Genomic DNA, 17020 nt, shown 5'->3' with positions numbered 1-17020 from the left:
CCATGAAACAAAGACTTGTTGTCATCGGCGCAGGCATGGCCTCGGGTCGGGTGCTGGAACACCTGACTGACGCCGCGCCGGATGCGTTCGACATCACCCTGTTCAACGCCGAGCCCCGCGGGAACTACAACCGCATCATGCTGAGCCCGGTTCTGTCGGGTGAGAAGACTTATGAAGAGATCGTCACACATGATGACGCCTGGTACGCCGAGCGGGGGATTGCTTGCCGGTTCGGTGAGAAAGCTGCAAAGATCGACCGCGAGATGAAAGTTGTCGAGGGCGAGCACGGACACCTTCCCTACGACAAGCTGGTGATCGCGACTGGGTCGAACCCGTTCATCATCCCCCTGCCCGGTCATGATCTGGACGGTGTCATCGCCTATCGCGACCTGGAAGACACCCAGCAGATGATGGACATGGGCCCCGACAACAAGGTCGTCGTGATCGGCGGCGGCTTGCTGGGGCTTGAAGCTGCGGCGGGCATGGCCGCGCACGGCGTTGACGTCACCGTGGTCCACATCATGGGCCACCTGATGGAGCGTCAGTTGGATGAAGCCGCAGGCTACCTGCTGAAGAAGTCGCTGGAAGACAAAGGAATCAAAATCTGCCTACAGGCGAACTCCAAGGAAATCCTTGGGCAAGATGGCAAGGTCCGCGCACTTTTGCTGGACGACGGGACCGAGCTGCCCTGTGATCTGCTGGTCATGGCCGTTGGCATCCGTCCCAATACAGCGCTGGCGCAGGAGGCCGGTCTGGCCACCGGGCGTGGCATTCATGTGGACGACCAAATGTTGACCTCGGATCCGGATATTTACGCTGTGGGTGAGTGCGTCGAGCATAACGGAGAGGTCTTTGGTCTTGTCGCGCCGCTCTACGATCAAGCGAAAGTGGCGGCGCATGCCTTATTGGATAAAGAGGCCGCGTTTGAGCAAAAAACTCTTTCAACGAAGTTGAAAGTCACCGGCTGCGATCTGTTCAGCGCTGGCGATTTCGCAGATGGACCGGGGCGTGAGGATATCGTGTTCCGCGACCCATCGCGGGGCGTCTACAAGCGTCTTGTGATCGAACAGGACCGTCTGATCGGCGCTGTCATGTACGGTGACACGGCCGACAGCGGCTGGTTTTTCGGCCTGATCAAGGATGGCACCAGCATCGAAGACATGCGTGAGACGCTGATCTTCGGCCCGGCCTACCAGGGGGGCGACACCGCGGACCCTCTCTCAGCCGTTGCAGCATTGCCGCCTGAGGCGGAGATTTGCGGCTGCAACGGCATATGCAAAGGCGACATTGTCGAGGCGATCCATTCAGGGGCCGGCGATCTGGGCGCGGTGCGGGCAAGTACCAAGGCCAGCGCTTCCTGCGGAACATGTTCGGGTCTGGTCGAACAGGTCCTGCAGGTCACTTTAGGCGATGCGTTCCAGATGCCAGCGGCACAACCGATCTGTGGTTGCACCGACCTGACGCATGAAGATGTACGCCGTCTGATCAAAGGGCAGGAACTGAAAAGCCAGGCCGCAGTCTGGCAGGAACTCGGCTGGAATACGCCCAACGGCTGTCATGTCTGCCGCCCGGCGATCAACTATTACCTTCTGGCGGATTGGCCACTGGAATATCAGGATGATCCACAAAGCCGCTTCGTTAACGAACGCAAACACGCGAATATCCAGAAAGACGGTACGTTCAGCGTCGTGCCGCGCATGTGGGGCGGGATCACCACACCCGAAGAACTGCGTGCCATTGCCGACGCCGCCGACAAGTACGACGTGCCAACCGTAAAAGTCACCGGCGGCCAACGCATCGATCTGCTGGGCGTGAAGGGTGAAGACCTGCCTGCGATCTGGTCGGATCTGAACAGGGCCGGTCTGGTCTCGGGTCACGCCTATTCCAAGGGCCTGCGGACGGTCAAAACCTGCGTCGGAACCGATCATTGCCGGTTCGGCACGCAGGACAGCACCGGCCTCGGCATCAAGCTTGAGAAAATCCTGTGGGGGTCTTGGACTCCGCATAAGCTGAAGCTGGCCGTGTCGGGCTGTCCTCGCAACTGCGCTGAGGCGACTTGCAAGGATATCGGCGTTGTCTGCGTGGACTCAGGCTATCAGATCAGTATCGGAGGGGCCGCCGGTATGGACGTGAAAGAGACCGAATTGCTGTGTCAGGTCCAGACCGAGGGCGAAGCGATTGAGGTGGTGATGGCCGTCACGCAAGCCTATCGCGAAGGCGGCAAATATCTGGATCGATTGTATAAATGGCTGGGTAAGGTCGGCATGGACTGGGTCAAAGCTCAGGTCGTGGACGACCTTGAAAACCGCACCGGCTTGGTCGCCAGGTTCGAGTTGTCGCAAAGCATTTACCGTAAAGACCCGTGGGCCGAACACGTCAAAGAAAAAGCGCAGACCTACGCGCCGATTGCAGATTTCACACTGGAGGCAGCGGAATGAGCTGGATCGACATCGGACATATCGACGAGGTTCCCTTGCGCGGGGCGCGGTTGGTGAAAACCCATATCGGCTGCATCGCCGTATTCCGTACTGCTGAGGCTGAAGTGTACGCCGCAACCAATAGCTGCCCCCATAAGGGTGGCCCTTTGTCTGAAGGCATCGTCCACGGCCAGTCGGTCACCTGCCCCCTGCACAACTGGGTTTTCGACTTGAATACGGGCGAGGCTCAGGGCGCAGATGATGGTCGCATCACCACCTACCCCGTACGTTTGGAAGATGGGCGCATCCTGCTTGACGACAGCGCCGTCACCCGGCGGAGTGCGGCCTGATGGACGGAACTAGCCTGCCAGAGGTCCGGTCAACATGTGCCTATTGCGGCGTCGGCTGCGGTGTTCTTTTGCGCCCCGATGGTGCCGGTGGTCTGACAGTGCGAGGCGACCCGGACCACCCGGCGAATTACGGGCGTCTATGCTCGAAAGGGTTGGCTTTGGACGAAACCGTGGGTCTAGACCACCGGTTGTTGACCCCACGCGCGTTCGGCCAGGACACCAGTTGGGATAAAGCACTGCAATTGGTTGCCGATCGCTTTTCGACCACGATCAGAGAGTTCGGACCGGACAGCGTAGCTTTTTACGTCTCGGGCCAATTGCTGACCGAAGACTACTATGTTGCCAACAAGTTGATGAAAGGCTTCATCGGCTCAGCCAATATCGACACCAATTCGCGGTTGTGTATGGCGTCAACTGTAGCCGGGCATAAACGCGCCTTCGGAACCGATACAGTGCCCGGAACTTATGAAGATCTGGATCACGCTGACTTGGTTGTGCTGGTTGGTTCAAACCTTGCCTGGTGTCATCCCGTTCTCTATCAGCGGGTCATGGCGGCGCGTCAGGCGCGTGGCACGAAGATCGTGGTCATTGACCCACGCCGCACAGCGAGTTGTGATCAGGCGGACCTTCATCTGGCGCTTCAGCCAGGCAGCGATGTAGCGCTTTTCAACCGATTGCTTTGCAGAATTCACCACACCGGCCATGTATCCGCCGAATTCCTGGAACGAAGCAATGGGTTCTCTGAAGCCCTCGAACTGGCGCAGCTTGACGATCCTGACGAGACGGGGCTCAGCCCATCTGAGATTGAGGCGTTTTGCGATTTGTGGATCGGTACTGAGCGGGTCGTTACGGTCTTTAGTCAGGGTGTAAACCAGTCTTCCAGCGGTACCGACAAGGTCAATGCGATCTTGAATTGCCATCTGGCCACCGGTCGAATTGGTCGCGAAGGGATGGGGCCGTTCTCGGTCACAGGTCAGCCTAACGCCATGGGCGGTCGAGAGGTGGGTGGTCTGGCCAATACGCTCGCTTGCCATCTGGACATAGAAAACGAGGACCATCGTCAGGCGGTGAAACACTTTTGGAATTCGCCCAACATCCCTCGGAGGCAAGGATTGAAAGCTGTCGATCTGTTCCGATCCATCGAAGACGGTCAGATCAAGGCGCTCTGGATCATCCACACCAACCCTGCGGCTACCATGCCGGACGCGGACAGAGTGAGCGCAGCTATCGAAAACTGCCCATTTACAGTTGTCAGCGACCTTACCGCGCGGACAGATACCGCGCGTATCGCAGACGTGCTGCTGCCAGCGGCGGGATGGGCAGAAAAATCGGGGACTGTAACCAATTCAGATCGCACGATAAGCAGACAACGTGCCGTTTTGAGGCCTCCGGGGCAAGCCCGCTCGGACTGGGATATCTTGGCCGAGGTCGGCCGTAGGATGGGTTGGGAAGAGGCATTTAACTACGACTCTCCGGCGCAGATTTTCAGAGAATACGCGAGCATGACCTCACTTGCGGCGTCTTTTGGCAAGGACTTCGATATTACCGAGTTGTCCGACATTGGGGATGAAGACTATGATTCGCTGAGCCCCACACAATGGCCAACGACACTTGGTGCGACCGACAAGCGGTTCTTTGGCGATGGACAGTTTTTTCATCCTGATGGCAAAGCGCGTATTGTTCCGGTTTCTCACAAGCCGCCCAAAGTGAAAACCTGTGCACAATTCCCGTTTCTTTTAAACACAGGGCGAAACCGGGATCAGTGGCATACCATGACACGGTCAGGTTTGTCGCCTCGTTTATCAGCCCACCTTTCCGAACCTTATGTTGACATGAATCCAACGGACGTTGATCGGTTGGGCCTTAGCGCCGCAGATTTGGTACAACTCGACAGCTCAGTTGGAAGCGGTGTCTTTCGCCTTCGAATCTCGGAAGCTGTCGCGCCCGGGCAAGTGTTCGCACCAATTCACTGGACGGGTGAAACGGCACCTTCAGCCCGTGTGGATGTGCTTGTTCCAAGTGTGACTGACCCGATATCTGGACAGCCTGAAAGCAAGGCGACGGCTGTTTCTGTGCGGCGTCTGAATGCTTCCTGGTACGGCTTCGCCATTTCCGTCGATGCGGCCTTGCCTACGGCAGAATACTGGGCAATGAGCAAAACGGACAAAGGCTACAGGATGGAGTTGGCAGGTAAGCAGGACATCGACGATTGGGAACACAAAGCCCGCGAGTGGTTTGGACTACCTGATGCCATGGTGACTTCAATCGAAGACCCCAAGCGCGGCTCGCATAGGATCGCGCTGTCAGACGGACAGCGCCTCTTGGCAGCGCTTTTCGTCTCCCGCCAACCTATCACTCTGATGCGAGACTATTTGGCAAGTTTGCCTGAGGTTTCGCTCATCCAGATACTGTCTGGCCGGTCATCTGCTGCTTCTGAAGATTGTGGACCAATTATCTGTTCGTGTTTTGGGGTCGGACTAAAAACCATCATCGACGCCATTCGCGACAAACGTTTGATTGATGTGAACAATATCGGAGATGCCCTTCAAGCTGGAACAAACTGCGGTTCATGCCGGCCAGAGTTGGCTGAATTGGTCGCGGAGCATTCGAAGTTGAAACGCAATACACCGAAGAGTTTCTCGCAAGAACAGTTAGGATAGACCCGGGTTTTGGAGCTGGACGACAGTCTGTTTTGGTAGGTTATCAAGGTAGGAGCGGTTTCTACTCACTCGATACCCAAAACCTGGTTGAACGTGATTCACCGGTTCGGGCAATTCGGTGGAAGGATGGCGTCGTCCTACGCTCCAAGCGCCAATATATGCTTACTGAGCAATTTCGTGTCCTGCGACCTCAGATGAAACCAATACTCATCCAGTTGATCAGCAGCCTTTCTTGCCTTCGCCGCCACGATGTTCGCCAAATGAGTACGCAAAGAAAATGCAATTCGAGAAGACGAATAGTAGCGGCAATACTCTTTGGGAACGCGGCACTATAGTAAAACACACCATCTTTTACGAATTTGTACTTGGGTGAAAGGATCTCTGACATGGTCCACGGCTCCACCCTGCCGTTTGAAGCTCGATTTAAACCAAGGGTTTACCTGAGGAAGTGGTGCCGGGGGCGTACCCACATCGACTGCCGGTAGGCCACTGTGTGAGTCCCTGCAGGCCTCTCCGCGCCCCCTCTGTGTTCATCTTAGAATTGGCTGGTTGGTCACCCTGGGAGGGGGAGCAGACTAAGGCCACGACTTGTAAAAGGCGCAGAGATTTTTTTGCCGGGAAATACAGTGGGTGCTACAGGGTCAGTCTGAGTAGAGACCACGTTGCATCTCGCGGAATGCCTGAGAGACAGCTGCTGGGCCTCTCTTAGCGTTAATTTCGCAACTCTCTCAAACATCTGAAACAAAAGATAATTCAATTTCACCCCACCCATGAATACAACAAAACGCTAGGCTTTTCACCCGACATGAGACTGATGAGATGACCGCTGACGAAACCAGAACCAAAACAGCGAAGCCAAAGGCACGTAAGAGCTGCAAGCACTGCAAACGGCGATACACGCCTTACAGAAAGACCTCCCAATACTGCTCCGACAGCTGTCGAGTTCTCGCGCACAATAAGCGCAAAACTGAAGCCGTTGACGCATCGGTTAGATACGAAGAGCGAATGCAACACTCTCTACGTTGGCATCGCAATCAGGATCATCTTCGACATCTCTCCGATGATGAACTCAGAGTTCTCATAGAAGCTAAGTGGCAAGACCGAAAAGAAAGAGACCAAAAAAGAAGAAGAACAGCTAAGAAGCGTTACGCAGACCAGAAAGCGGCAAAGAAAAACGTGATCACTTGTCATGGTATCAACGACGACGGTGAGGACAAAAGACAGAAGCTCGAAGGTTGCCGACCAGCTTCTAAGACTGATGAAGCGCCAGTGACGAAAAAGCCCTCCAAGACCAAGCTAGGTCCGAACAAGAGTAGACCTTACCCAAAGATCGAGACCAAGCGTAAGCGGATATTGCTAAAACGCAATCCTGCAAAACCAACTAGTCAAAAGTAGCAAACGAAGATGGCAGATACCCATTGAGCAACAATAAAGAAGGTGGTCGTCGTAACATCGTCGAACAAAGACACACTAGTCTTCCACATCGAATAACACCTGAAACACACCTCTCAGAGTGTCTTTCGATCATGAAATTTCGCTATGTTGAATTGTTATATTTGGTCGTAGGTCCACCTCCTACAACCTCATCTTTGGTCTACCACATCTGGTCTGAACATCAGGTAATTGCCTGATCATTACACCCAGATGCACTCCATAATCATTAGTGACGTCGTGAAAAGGCCTGCGTCTTAACCCTCAGGTCCTCTCTCTATAGTGGCGTCACGCTAACTCCCAAAGGACACTTAATGATATCCAAAACCTGCCAACAGTGCGGGGCGTATTTCTATGCGCAACGCTCATCATCAAAGTTCTGCAACTCAACTTGTCGCAAAGCTGCGTCACGAGGAGGCGTTCCAGAGAACCGTAGGACTTCGCCGACAAAACGCCGTCGAGAGGACGAATTGTTCAACCTCCACATGATCCTGTGCAAAACATACTATGGGATGCCTCCCGCAGACCGCCCGGACTACCTTGAAGGTTTGATCGACCGAGCGCGAAATGGCGACAAAAGTGTCAAAGAAATTCTGACCAACTTGTATCTCCTGAAGGCCAAGGAAGGGAGTAAGGTCTACAACTACCGAGGATCCAGAGCATATCCGACGATACCTCAAGAGGCCTCAAGGTTTGTCACGACAAACTGGGGTGTTTCGATTGGTGACGCCGTCGCTGCTTAAGTGAAGAGCCCTTTTCAATATGATGAGGGCATTGCCCACAGCCATCTGGATTGAATTGCGGTATTCTCTAGCGCGTCACTGATCCTACCTTTTTTGAGAATTGCCGACTACATTTTCCAGCCTATCTCAAAAGGCTGAATTTCTAGTGGCGTCGGTTATTACCGCTGTTTTGCGACTTCCGCCTTGTAAGATACTTCAGGTTGAGTAGGTTGGCTGCCCAAGGAGTAAGCAGAGGCGTACAGAAAGAAATGTCACCGTTCGATTGTAGGGAGAGTGATAAAACGTTGGAGTTCGAATGGGATATCAAGTGCACCGACAACCTTAAGTACATGAAAAAGCTGAAAGACAATTCGGTCGATCTTGTAGTTACCTCGCCTCCTTACAATGTAGGAAAACCCTACGACAAACACCAAGATGAGATGAGCTTTGAAGAGTACCTTGTTTGGCAAGCAAAGGTGCTTGAGGAATGTGGCCGTGTCCTAGCGCACGGTGGCTCACTGTGTTGGCAAGTTGGGACGTTTGTCGAGAAGCCAACTGCTTCTGCATCCGGCAAACGCCGAAGATTTCGACCGCTTGATTACTATTTTTTCGATCTAATTCAGGACCACTGCCCGGACCTAGTCTTCAGAAACAGGATTGTCTGGCATTTCCGGCATGGCCTCAACGAAACGACACGCTTTTCGGGACGCCACGAAGTGATCCTCTGGTTTACGAACGGCGACGATTATCCATTCAATCTTGACGAAGTTCGCGTTCCGTCCAGATACCCAAACAAGAAACACTTCAAAGGTGAACGAAAAGGTGAATTCTCCGGCAATCCGAAGGGCATGAACCCAGGTGATGTATGGGACATCCCTAATGTTAAATCTAACCATGTAGAAAAGACTGACCACCCCTGCCAGTTCCCTGTCGGGATGATCGAGCGTCTGGTTCTTGCTTTGACCGAACCCGGAGGTCTGGTGTTCGATCCGTTTGTTGGTACCGGTAGTTCTGTAATAGCTGCCGTAAAGAACGGTCGTCGTGGTATCGGATGCGACACTAGTCCCAAGTACGCGAAAATCGCCCGCAAAAGGCTGCGACAACTTGAAAAAGGGCAACTGAAACTTCGCGCGATGAACCAAGAAACCTATGTTCCGCCAAGTCAAAGAAGCTAACCATGCGCATTCAAGAAAGGCACGACATTCGTGGAGCCACTGAAATTGCAAAGAACCTAGCTTCGCTATCCGAAATAGAGGAGGCCATTGGCGAAATACACCGTGTGAGTAAGGCTGGTTGGGTTGAACCGAAAAAGAACTTCTTGGCCGCCCTTGCTTGCCGAGGTTGGGCGACAAATTGTATCCTGGATCAGCAACTGAAAATAACGCTTTCGGCAGTTAAAGAACGCACGGCAATAGCATTTCAAACAGGTAACATCGCAAGAGCAGCTTACGATATCCTAAAGCTTAGCGGTCTTTACGGCACTGGTTCGGTAGACGTTGCTATCTTCATTGCGCCCATGCATGAGATCAACGGGAGCGGAAACAAGACTTTTTTTGAGCGCGTCTCGCGAGAAGCTGATTTTCTTACGAGAGCACATGCAATGCCTCTATTGATCTTAGGCATAAACGACTAAAGGCATCGTGATGGTGGAAGAACCAAAACTAGAAACTATAGCCTACAACTCCAAAAATGTTCGGCGTGGAAACATCTCTGAGCAACCGGCCATATCCGAAAAGATATTTCCAGCATTTTCAATAACAAAACCTCTTCCCATAAAGAGGTTGGCTACGGCTGATCTGATGTATCGACTGGACAATGGACGGACACGCTCGCAGCAAGCGGCATTTGCTTCCCATTTTGGTGAAGACCGTTCTTGGTTTACGGACCACGAAGAGGATCAAACAAGGCAATACCAGCAGCACCTTTTCTTGTGGGAGCTCGCCCAACGCCGGGCAGGTTCAGAGGGAATTTCAATACTTAGCGCATTGAGCACCTCAAAAGTTCAGACGAGCGAACTCCTCATTACTTCCGATGGAACTGTTGTAGATGGAAACCGTCGTCTTGCAACGATGCGCGAGCTGGTTGAGCTAAACGCAGAGCAATTCTCAGACTATCAATACGCGCTTTGTGCGGTTCTTCCCCCAGAGGTGACGGACCTAGATGTCCGGTTCCTTGAGGTAGCTGTGCAAATGGCACCTGAAACCAAGCTTAAGTACACTTGGATCAACGATGGCCTAACTTATCGGAGCTTTGAAGACGAAGGAATTTCGGCCGATGAGATCGCCAAACGCGTTGGCCATGGAGTCACTGCACCGAAAGTCAGGAATAGTCTAGATTCCTTGACCGAGGCCGATATCTATCTAGCTCACTATGTGCAAAGGCCCGGCGATTATGAGTTGCTCGAAAAATCTGAAACTGCATTCAAGAACCTTGCCCAAGCTGTGAAATCATCCAAGGATGATCAGGGTAAGGCAGAAGTTCGCGCAATTGCGCACGTCCTCATTAAACAGGCACCTACACTCGGCGAGCGCCTTTACAGTTTTATTCAACCTTTGGGAAAAACCGAAAACGTCCAGAACTTTTGGCTTGCTCTTGAAAAAAGAAAAGAGTTTGAGCTTCCTGAGGACTACAAAGTGGAAGCCCAGTCCGCCCCGTCCGAAGACGACCTTTTTGCGGACTTAGAAGATGAACGAGGAGATAGTCTCCGCTTCTCGGCAGTGAACTACCTTGGTTCACCGGAAAACTCCGAACAAGTGTTCGAACCAGTCAAGAACGCAGCCCAAGATATGTTGTCCGCGAAACAAAAGGGTGCATTGAAAGAAAAACCGCTCAAGGTCATTCGGAAAACACTTGGAGACTTACACCCATTTGGTGCGGATGATGTGTCGCCAGAACACGCCAAGGAGTTAAAAGCGCAAGCTGAAGCTCTTTGTGAGAAGCTTTTCGTTTTGATCGAAGGCGCTGAAGCTCATTTGGACCCAGAAGACTGAAAATGACTGCCCTTTCGATTAAGTTTGTTCGAAAGAAACTCGGCAATTTCGCGGGAGTAGAGTTTACTGGTAGCGAGAGCGATTGGCCGTGGGTTAGATCTGTGTTCTCGGCAATGGATGAATGTGTTTTTTCTGAAGGTTTTTCTTTGGAACTACCATGGCCGAGTTTCTTGCGCATTTTGCCAAGTATTCGATCTTTATCCACCAACGGGATAGAAATTCTTCCCGACGCTCTGGCGCGAGAAAAAATTAAATCCTACCTGGCCAAGCGCAAGCGCCGGGATCAAGCCGCGCAAACCCTGAGCAAAGAAGACATCGAAAAGAGACTACTTCATCTAGGGTGGAAGCGCGAGTTGCGCGATCCACAGCTTCGCGACGCGGTCAAACTGATGTCCTTACCGCACGGCGCGAATTTTTCTGTTCCTGGCGCCGGAAAGACCACCGTTACCTTTGCAATTCACAGTCTTTCAGCTGGCCCTGATTGGAACTTTCTGGTCGTTTGTCCACCTAGTGCCTTCGGCGCTTGGAGGGATGTGGTTGGGGAATGCCTAGACGAGACCTCGACGGGCTGGCTTTCGCAAAAGTTTGTCACCGCTAATGGTTTGAGAGGAAACGCTCTACGCCTTCTGTTGGCCAACCATCGTCGGGTAATCACAAACTATGAACATCTCGTCAACAATCGAAACGACTTCGCTGAGTTCTTACACAGCAGGCCAACGCATTTTGTCGTAGACGAAAGCCATCGCATAAAGGCGGGCCGCAACAGCACCCGTGGCAGGGTTATTCTCGATCTAAGTGACGTCGATGGACGGAAAGACATTCTTTCTGGAACGCCCGCACCGCAATCGAAATCCGACTTCATAAGCCAGTTTGAGTTCCTATGGAATGACCCAAAGATCACGAACGGAATAACTTTCGGTGAAGATATCCAAAGAACAATTGGTGACTACTACGTACGAACCACAAAAGCAGACCTAAAGCTTCCTCCGGCGGATAAGTCGTTTGTGCGCGTTCCGATGAGCACAAATCAAGCGCTACTTTATGCGATGGTAAAAGATGATTTGGTAAGTCAGAGAATGAACTTTGACTATGAAGACAATGCGTCGGTTCAAAGACTGAGAAAGTCTGTATTCACGCTTTTGGTCTTGATGACAAACCCCCTCGTGGCAATTCGAAGGCTCGAGTTTGAAGCACGATTAAGCAACAACGTTGGTATGCTCGAACTTCTAAAGCGAGCAGCCGCCGAGGGGCACTCCGCAAAAATTGACCGATGTGTAGACGAAGTCGAGAACTTAATTGCGTCGGGTAAGAAAGCCTTAGTCTGGACCGCCTTCCGCTCAAACGGAGAGATACTTGAAAGCCGCCTATCACATTTGAACCCACTACCGATGAACGGTGGAATACCCGTGGGAGACCAAGAAACGCCAAACACCAGAGAATATAACCGTTGGCTATTTCACGGCGACGACCACAATGTTTTGATTGCGAACCCCGCGGCTTGTTCCGAGGGAATGTCGCTTCACAAGGTTTGCCATGATGCAATCTACCTGGATCGCACATTCAATGCGGCGCATTACCTTCAATCAATCGACAGAATTCACAGACTCGGCATCGATGACGATCAAAAAACAAATGTCACCATCCTTCAAAGCACGGTCTCCCCGGAGGTTCCGAGTATTGATCTAGCCGTCGCACGGAGAATGCACGAGAAGATATCGGCGATGAACGAATTGTTGAATGACCAGGAAATTCAGGATGTTGTCGAGTTCGAGTATGAGGCGTCCTCCGATACCGATGACGAAGATGATGCAGCTACGTTTGCTGACAAAGCTGATCTCTACGCCACTTTACAGCTTTTACGAAAATCGCATCTTGAGTTCGAGGATAGGGACTTGGACTAATGCAAGTTCACTCCTTAACGAACTCCGATTTGAGCATCCTGTACGCAGAGCTTAATCGAAAGCCTGACGGTGAGGATACTGTCAGCTTTATTCGCGAAAGTAAGCCTCACTTATCTAATAAATTAGTCCCCTTGCTGGAGCTGTATCCACGGCACAACAGCACTGGCTTTCTTGATAGTTATGCCCAATTTTGCAGAGAGATCGTCTACCGTTGGATAGAAGTAACTGATCCGCCGGTATTTCGCTCCGCCCATTATGGCAGAGAGGTAGTACTGAACTCTGTATTGAATTTCGATCGCGATCTTCACGACATTTTTCGACATGCTCAACTACTCGGTAGCTATGAACCTGGTGGTTTCGTAGACAGTTGGTGGTGTAGCATCTCAGACTTGGCCCAACAGCGATCATTTGATCAACCAGACCTAGATAAGAGTAAGCTGGGTCGAAAAGGTGAACTACTCGTATTTCAGAATGAAAAGAAGCTTTGTCGTAACTTAGTGGGGAACCCCACTCCTGAACTAGTTTCGTTTGAGGACAACTTCAAAGGTTGGGATATCACATCATTTCGAGACGGATCGGGAACTCATTCCAAAATTTATCTAGAGGTTAAGACGACAACTAACGATCGAACATTTTTTTTGACTTGGCGCGAGGCCAGGATGGCTAAGATTTTGGGTGCGGAATGGCAGCTGGTAGTTGTCAGCGTAATCAAAAAAGAAGTTTGCTATTACCACTCAAGGAGTTTGCTTTCCTTAATTCCGTTTCCTGAAGCGGATGGAATAAAGTGGGAAAAATGCGAAATAAGTTTTGACTTACTGAAAGAAGAAGAAATCTGTTTGAAATATTCGATCCAAGAATTTTAGGCAGATGTTGACCGCATCGACTAGAGATCGTCGCTTTTTCTGCCAATCTACGTGAGTACCCAAGTACATGTATTGCGGTGTCGATCAGAAACACCGGATTATCCCGGCAAAAAAATCTCTGCGCCTTTTACAAGTCGTGGCCTTAGTCTGCTCCCCCTCCCAGGGTGACCAACCAGCCAATTCTAAGATGAACACAGAGGGGGCGCGGAGAGGCCTGCAGGGACTCACACAGTGGCCTACCGGCAGTCGATGTGGGTACGCCCCCGGGAATCGAACGGGGCCTCAGGGAGTCACTGAGGGACGTTCACAGCAGCCGTAGACCATTCCGTAGACCATATGGTGCCTGTTGACAGCGACACAGCCCGTCGCATACCCCTTGTTTTGCTGGAGAGACCGGCTGAAGAAGTGCCTGTAACGGGAATAGAACACCGCCCCCGGGCACCACTTCCTCAGGTAAACCCTTGGTTTCACTCCAGCTTTTAACAGCAGGTTGGAGCCGTAGACCATGTCAGCTCAGGTTACCTGTTTCATCCACTTTCTGAGAACCTCAAGCGGGTAACCTGTCCCGTAGGAATGGCCTACACCATCTGTACGCCAGCCTCCGATCTGATCGACCACGTCTGCCGGACACTCTACGGCTCTTAGACGATCCCGCATTGAGTGCCTGAAACCGTGCATGGTGTATCCCGCTGGGACAAGTTCCCTCATCCACTTGTTCAAGGCGGCACTAGCCGCATTGGCATTGGTGGTATCGGACCTGTTGTATCTTGGGAATGCGAACCGAGACGAGCCGGCTTCTTTGAGTATGCGCTGCGCTGCCCATCTAGCGTTTCCTTCAAGTGGTACATCACGCTCACTGTCCTGCGTCTTCAAACGACGCCATGGATGGTGGCGAACGCGAACTGAGAGAGAACCATCGTCCGCACAAATGAAGTCTTCTTTTCCCAGCCCAGCAGCTTCTGCAAGCCGCATGCCTGTGTCTGAAACCAAAGCCACCAACCAACGCAAGTCGTCATCAAGTTCCCTGTATTTCGCCTGAACGGTCACTATCGCTTCTCTAGGCAATGGGTTGCGTCCAGCGACTCCAGCGGAGCGGTCGTAGTAAACTCCTGAGAAAGGGTTGTGCAGCGAAAGCCCCTGCTCACTCGCTGCGAAGTTGGTTACGGCTCTGACTGTACCGAAAATCCTTGTGAGGCTGCTACCGGCGAGACCACGCGCGATGAGTGCGTCGCGGAACTTGTTCGCGTCCGCTTTGGTATAGACTTCGAGGTGTTTGTCGCCACAGGCATCAATCACGTAGCCACACGCTCTCTGAGCGCCCCGGTGAAACGTCACGGGGCGTCCTTGGCCCTTCTGTGTAAGATAAATCTCGACTGCCTCAGACAACAGTACAGAGGCAGCAGAAGTCTCGTTCTGAACAACTGGTGTTACGGCGGAGTTGGATGCGCCAAGACGCAACATGTGCTTTCCAGGCAGTTCTGTATCCTGCGACCTCAGGTGAAACCAATACTCATCCAGTTGATCAGCCGCTCTTCTTGCTCTCGTCGCCGCTACGTTTGCCGAGTGAGTACGCAAAGAAAATGCGATCCGAGAAGACGAGTAGTAGCGGCAAAGCTCCTTGGGGATGCGGCGACTGAAGTAAAAAACACCCTCTTTCACGAAGGTGTACTTGGGAGAAATGGTCTCTGACATGGTCTACGGCTCCAACCTGCTGTTAAAAGCTGGAGTGAAACCAAGGGTTTACCTGAGGAAGTGGTGCCCGGGGGCGGAATCGAACCACCGACACGAGGATTTTCAATCCACTGCTCTACCCCTGAGCTACCCGGGCACGGGAACGACGTTCGTCGTTGGGTGGGGGCCTTCTATGACTTGCTACCAGCGGTGTCCAGAGGCTTTTTCACATTTTTTCAATGTGGTCGCTTTGGCGTGAAGTCCTGCGTGTCATCCTCAACTTCAAGGTCCTCTTCGCGCTGCGACGGAACCGAGTAGGACCCGTTCAGCCACTTGGCCAAATCAATGTCCGCACACCGCCTGGAACAAAACGGACGAAATTTCTGCTCGGTCTCGGCACCGCAAATCGGGCAGCTCATTTCAGGACCTCCATCACAGGAACGCGACCACGCTTTCGCTGCAACTCAAAGTGGCCCAGCGGGGTCCAGCCTGCAAGAATCGTCTCGTCTGGGTCTGATCTGAACGCGGCGCGTAAAGCGGATTCAAACCCGCGACGATCCTTCTTTGGCATGGGCGCGAGGTCCAGCGTAATCTGACCAGCCAGCCCACGTACGCGCAAAGCACGGGGCAGCATCTTGGCGCAGGCGAAATTGGCCTTGGTGCCCGCCGCGAGCGAGGTGTCCGCTCCGGTGTTCACATCCACGGCGACCAATGCGCGTGTGGGTTCGATGAAAAGATGCCCCCCGCCCGGCAAAGGCTCGGACGCTCCACGCACCGTATCCAGCGCATCCAGAACGCCGTGGGTTTCGAACCCGCCCGCCTGTGTCACGACTTCGGCCGGGTCGGTCCAGTCGCGCCAGGCAAGGATATGGGGGCTGTCACCTTCGCTGAGCAGTTCCGGCTCGGACCCGTCGTCACTCATCACCTGCTCGGCCTGCGCCAACATGGCCGAAATATCTTCCGAGATATCCTCGGCATCTGCTCCTGCACAACAGGAGCGGAGGATCAGACCATAGGCGCTGTCACCCATCTGTTCATGGGCGATTTCAAGCAGTTGATCACGTATGTCCTCGTCCTTGATACTGCGCGAAATGTTCAGGCCCGGAGCGTCCGGCGTGACAATCGCATAGCGGCTTTTGAAAAGGATGCGATTGCTCACCGGGATGGCTTTGCCGGGCTCGGCAAACCCGCTGACCTGTACCAACAACAGGGCGCCGGGACCCAAGCCCTTGACTTGTCGCAAGAACGCAGGGCCATCTGGCGTGGTCAGGAACATTCCGCCCTGCCCCTTGACCGGGCGGTCAGCACGGGCGCGGTAGATGGTGCCGGGCGCAGGGGCGTCCGCGGCGATCAGGAAGTCATCCAGCTTGCCGTCGACCATCAGCGCAGCCGCTTCGCGGCCTTGGATGTGGTCCAGAACAATGGTGCGACCTTTCATGATGCCTCTCGATACAGTGGATAGCCGATGCCTTGCAGCAAGGCCGCGGTCTCGGACAGGGGCAGGCCGACGATGCCGGTAAACGACCCCGAAATCCATGGAATGAAAGCCCCTGCGGGGCCCTGAATCGCATAAGCACCTGCCTTGCCGCGCCAGTCTCCGGTCGCCAGATAGGCGTTGATCTCGACATCCGACAGACGTTTGACCTTGACCTGTGAGACGACATCACGCTGTAGTACACGGTCTCCGCGCCGGACCGCAACCGAGGTGATCACGCGGTGACGGCGACCAGACAGGGAATGCAGAAACTCCGCCGCCTGCCCCGCATCCTCGGGCTTTCCCAGAATCCGACGTCCCAAGGCCACGGTGGTATCTGCACAGAGGGTAACGTCGTCCCTATCCGCTTGAACAGCCTGCACTTTTTGGCGCGTGATGCGGTGGCAATACGGAACTGGAAGCTCGCCCTTCAAAGGCGTTTCGTCGATGTCAGGAGGGCAAATGGCATCGGGCCGCACGCCAAGCTGGGCCAGCAGGTCCAGCCGTCTTGGGCTGCCCGATCCGAGAATGAACGCCATTG

General features: G+C 53.2%; 14 protein-coding genes and 1 tRNA gene. 9 read left to right on the top strand and 6 right to left on the bottom strand.

The window, feature by feature from the left end; all coding sequences use genetic code 11:
* Nucleotides 1–2: 2 nt before the first annotated feature.
* The 3 genes from nirB to ACR0C6_RS00475 are packed head-to-tail and all read left to right on the top strand — an operon-like array spanning nucleotide 3 to nucleotide 5427.
* Nucleotides 3–2438, top strand: coding sequence for a nitrite reductase large subunit NirB (gene nirB, locus ACR0C6_RS00485; protein ID WP_480445883.1), 2436 nt, complete (start codon nucleotides 3–5; stop codon nucleotides 2436–2438).
* Complete coding sequence (gene nirD, locus ACR0C6_RS00480; protein ID WP_170713628.1) at nucleotides 2435–2767, top strand: nitrite reductase small subunit NirD; 333 nt, start codon at nucleotides 2435–2437, stop codon at nucleotides 2765–2767. Before nirB ends, nirD begins: the two co-directional genes overlap by 4 nt.
* Nucleotides 2767–5427: a molybdopterin-dependent oxidoreductase gene (locus ACR0C6_RS00475; RefSeq protein ID WP_480617889.1), complete on the top strand. Its 2661-nt coding sequence runs from the start codon at nucleotides 2767–2769 to the stop codon at nucleotides 5425–5427. Before nirD ends, ACR0C6_RS00475 begins: the two co-directional genes overlap by 1 nt.
* A 137-nt stretch (nucleotides 5428–5564) precedes the next feature.
* On the opposite strand, the gene ACR0C6_RS00470 is transcribed toward ACR0C6_RS00475, so the two are convergent.
* On the bottom strand, nucleotides 5565–5699 hold the full coding sequence (locus ACR0C6_RS00470; RefSeq protein WP_480617888.1) for a hypothetical protein: 135 nt from the start codon (nucleotides 5697–5699) through the stop codon (nucleotides 5565–5567).
* Between the two features lie 547 nt (nucleotides 5700–6246).
* Here ACR0C6_RS00470 and ACR0C6_RS00465 point away from each other — a divergent pair.
* From ACR0C6_RS00465 to ACR0C6_RS00440, 6 genes are all read left to right on the top strand, one after another.
* Nucleotides 6247–6822, top strand: coding sequence for a hypothetical protein (locus ACR0C6_RS00465; protein ID WP_480617887.1), 576 nt, complete (start codon nucleotides 6247–6249; stop codon nucleotides 6820–6822).
* A gap of 1108 nt (nucleotides 6823–7930) precedes the next feature.
* Nucleotides 7931–8755, top strand: a complete 825-nt coding sequence (locus ACR0C6_RS00460; protein ID WP_480617886.1) for a DNA-methyltransferase — start codon at nucleotides 7931–7933, stop codon at nucleotides 8753–8755.
* 2 nt (nucleotides 8756–8757) lie between these two features.
* A complete protein-coding gene (locus ACR0C6_RS00455; RefSeq protein ID WP_480617885.1) occupies nucleotides 8758–9213 on the top strand; it encodes a BglII/BstYI family type II restriction endonuclease in 456 nt (151 codons plus the stop codon).
* Nucleotides 9214–9223: 10 nt separating this feature from the next.
* On the top strand, nucleotides 9224–10570 hold the full coding sequence (locus ACR0C6_RS00450) for a hypothetical protein (protein WP_480617883.1): 1347 nt from the start codon (nucleotides 9224–9226) through the stop codon (nucleotides 10568–10570).
* Nucleotides 10571–10572: 2 nt separating this feature from the next.
* A complete protein-coding gene (locus ACR0C6_RS00445; RefSeq protein ID WP_480617882.1) occupies nucleotides 10573–12471 on the top strand; it encodes an SNF2-related protein in 1899 nt (632 codons plus the stop codon).
* A gap of 29 nt (nucleotides 12472–12500) precedes the next feature.
* Nucleotides 12501–13334 carry a protein NO VEIN domain-containing protein gene (locus tag ACR0C6_RS00440; RefSeq protein WP_480617880.1) on the top strand — a complete coding sequence of 278 codons (834 nt, stop codon included), beginning with the start codon at nucleotides 12501–12503 and terminating at the stop codon, nucleotides 13332–13334.
* Between the two features lie 513 nt (nucleotides 13335–13847).
* On the opposite strand, the gene ACR0C6_RS00435 is transcribed toward ACR0C6_RS00440, so the two are convergent.
* From ACR0C6_RS00435 to ACR0C6_RS00415, 5 genes are all read right to left on the bottom strand, one after another.
* Nucleotides 13848–15026 (bottom strand): DUF6538 domain-containing protein, encoded by a 1179-nt coding sequence (locus ACR0C6_RS00435; protein WP_480617879.1) that lies wholly within the window; start codon nucleotides 15024–15026, stop codon nucleotides 13848–13850.
* Between the two features lie 61 nt (nucleotides 15027–15087).
* A tRNA-Phe gene (locus tag ACR0C6_RS00430) sits at nucleotides 15088–15162 on the bottom strand.
* Nucleotides 15163–15241: 79 nt separating this feature from the next.
* A complete protein-coding gene (locus ACR0C6_RS00425; RefSeq protein ID WP_152458850.1) occupies nucleotides 15242–15424 on the bottom strand; it encodes a DNA gyrase inhibitor YacG in 183 nt (60 codons plus the stop codon).
* Nucleotides 15421–16443: a ribonuclease E/G gene (locus ACR0C6_RS00420; protein WP_480445927.1), complete on the bottom strand. Its 1023-nt coding sequence runs from the start codon at nucleotides 16441–16443 to the stop codon at nucleotides 15421–15423. Before ACR0C6_RS00420 ends, ACR0C6_RS00425 begins: the two co-directional genes overlap by 4 nt.
* Complete coding sequence (locus ACR0C6_RS00415) at nucleotides 16440–17018, bottom strand: Maf family protein (protein WP_480445929.1); 579 nt, start codon at nucleotides 17016–17018, stop codon at nucleotides 16440–16442. Before ACR0C6_RS00415 ends, ACR0C6_RS00420 begins: the two co-directional genes overlap by 4 nt.
* Nucleotides 17019–17020: the final 2 nt, after the last annotated feature.

This window comes from Ruegeria sp. AL12, assembly GCF_056540885.1.
This window is presented reverse-complemented; position numbering and strand designations above follow the sequence as displayed.

What these genes read in the sequence shown, in the direction of transcription:
- ACR0C6_RS00435 (WP_480617879.1), bottom strand. Translation starts at nt 15,026, where the DNA reads ATGTCAGAGACCATTTCTCCCAAGTACACCTTCGTGAAAGAGGGTGTT.
- ACR0C6_RS00455 (WP_480617885.1), top strand. Translation starts at nt 8,758, where the DNA reads ATGCGCATTCAAGAAAGGCACGACATTCGTGGAGCCACTGAAATTGCA.
- ACR0C6_RS00445 (WP_480617882.1), top strand. Translation starts at nt 10,573, where the DNA reads ATGACTGCCCTTTCGATTAAGTTTGTTCGAAAGAAACTCGGCAATTTC.
- nirD (WP_170713628.1), top strand. Translation starts at nt 2,435, where the DNA reads ATGAGCTGGATCGACATCGGACATATCGACGAGGTTCCCTTGCGCGGG.
- ACR0C6_RS00425 (WP_152458850.1), bottom strand. Translation starts at nt 15,424, where the DNA reads ATGAGCTGCCCGATTTGCGGTGCCGAGACCGAGCAGAAATTTCGTCCG.
- ACR0C6_RS00465 (WP_480617887.1), top strand. Translation starts at nt 6,247, where the DNA reads ATGACCGCTGACGAAACCAGAACCAAAACAGCGAAGCCAAAGGCACGT.
- ACR0C6_RS00420 (WP_480445927.1), bottom strand. Translation starts at nt 16,443, where the DNA reads ATGAAAGGTCGCACCATTGTTCTGGACCACATCCAAGGCCGCGAAGCG.
- ACR0C6_RS00460 (WP_480617886.1), top strand. Translation starts at nt 7,931, where the DNA reads ATGAAAAAGCTGAAAGACAATTCGGTCGATCTTGTAGTTACCTCGCCT.
- ACR0C6_RS00475 (WP_480617889.1), top strand. Translation starts at nt 2,767, where the DNA reads ATGGACGGAACTAGCCTGCCAGAGGTCCGGTCAACATGTGCCTATTGC.
- nirB (WP_480445883.1), top strand. Translation starts at nt 3, where the DNA reads ATGAAACAAAGACTTGTTGTCATCGGCGCAGGCATGGCCTCGGGTCGG.
- ACR0C6_RS00450 (WP_480617883.1), top strand. Translation starts at nt 9,224, where the DNA reads ATGGTGGAAGAACCAAAACTAGAAACTATAGCCTACAACTCCAAAAAT.
- ACR0C6_RS00415 (WP_480445929.1), bottom strand. Translation starts at nt 17,018, where the DNA reads ATGGCGTTCATTCTCGGATCGGGCAGCCCAAGACGGCTGGACCTGCTG.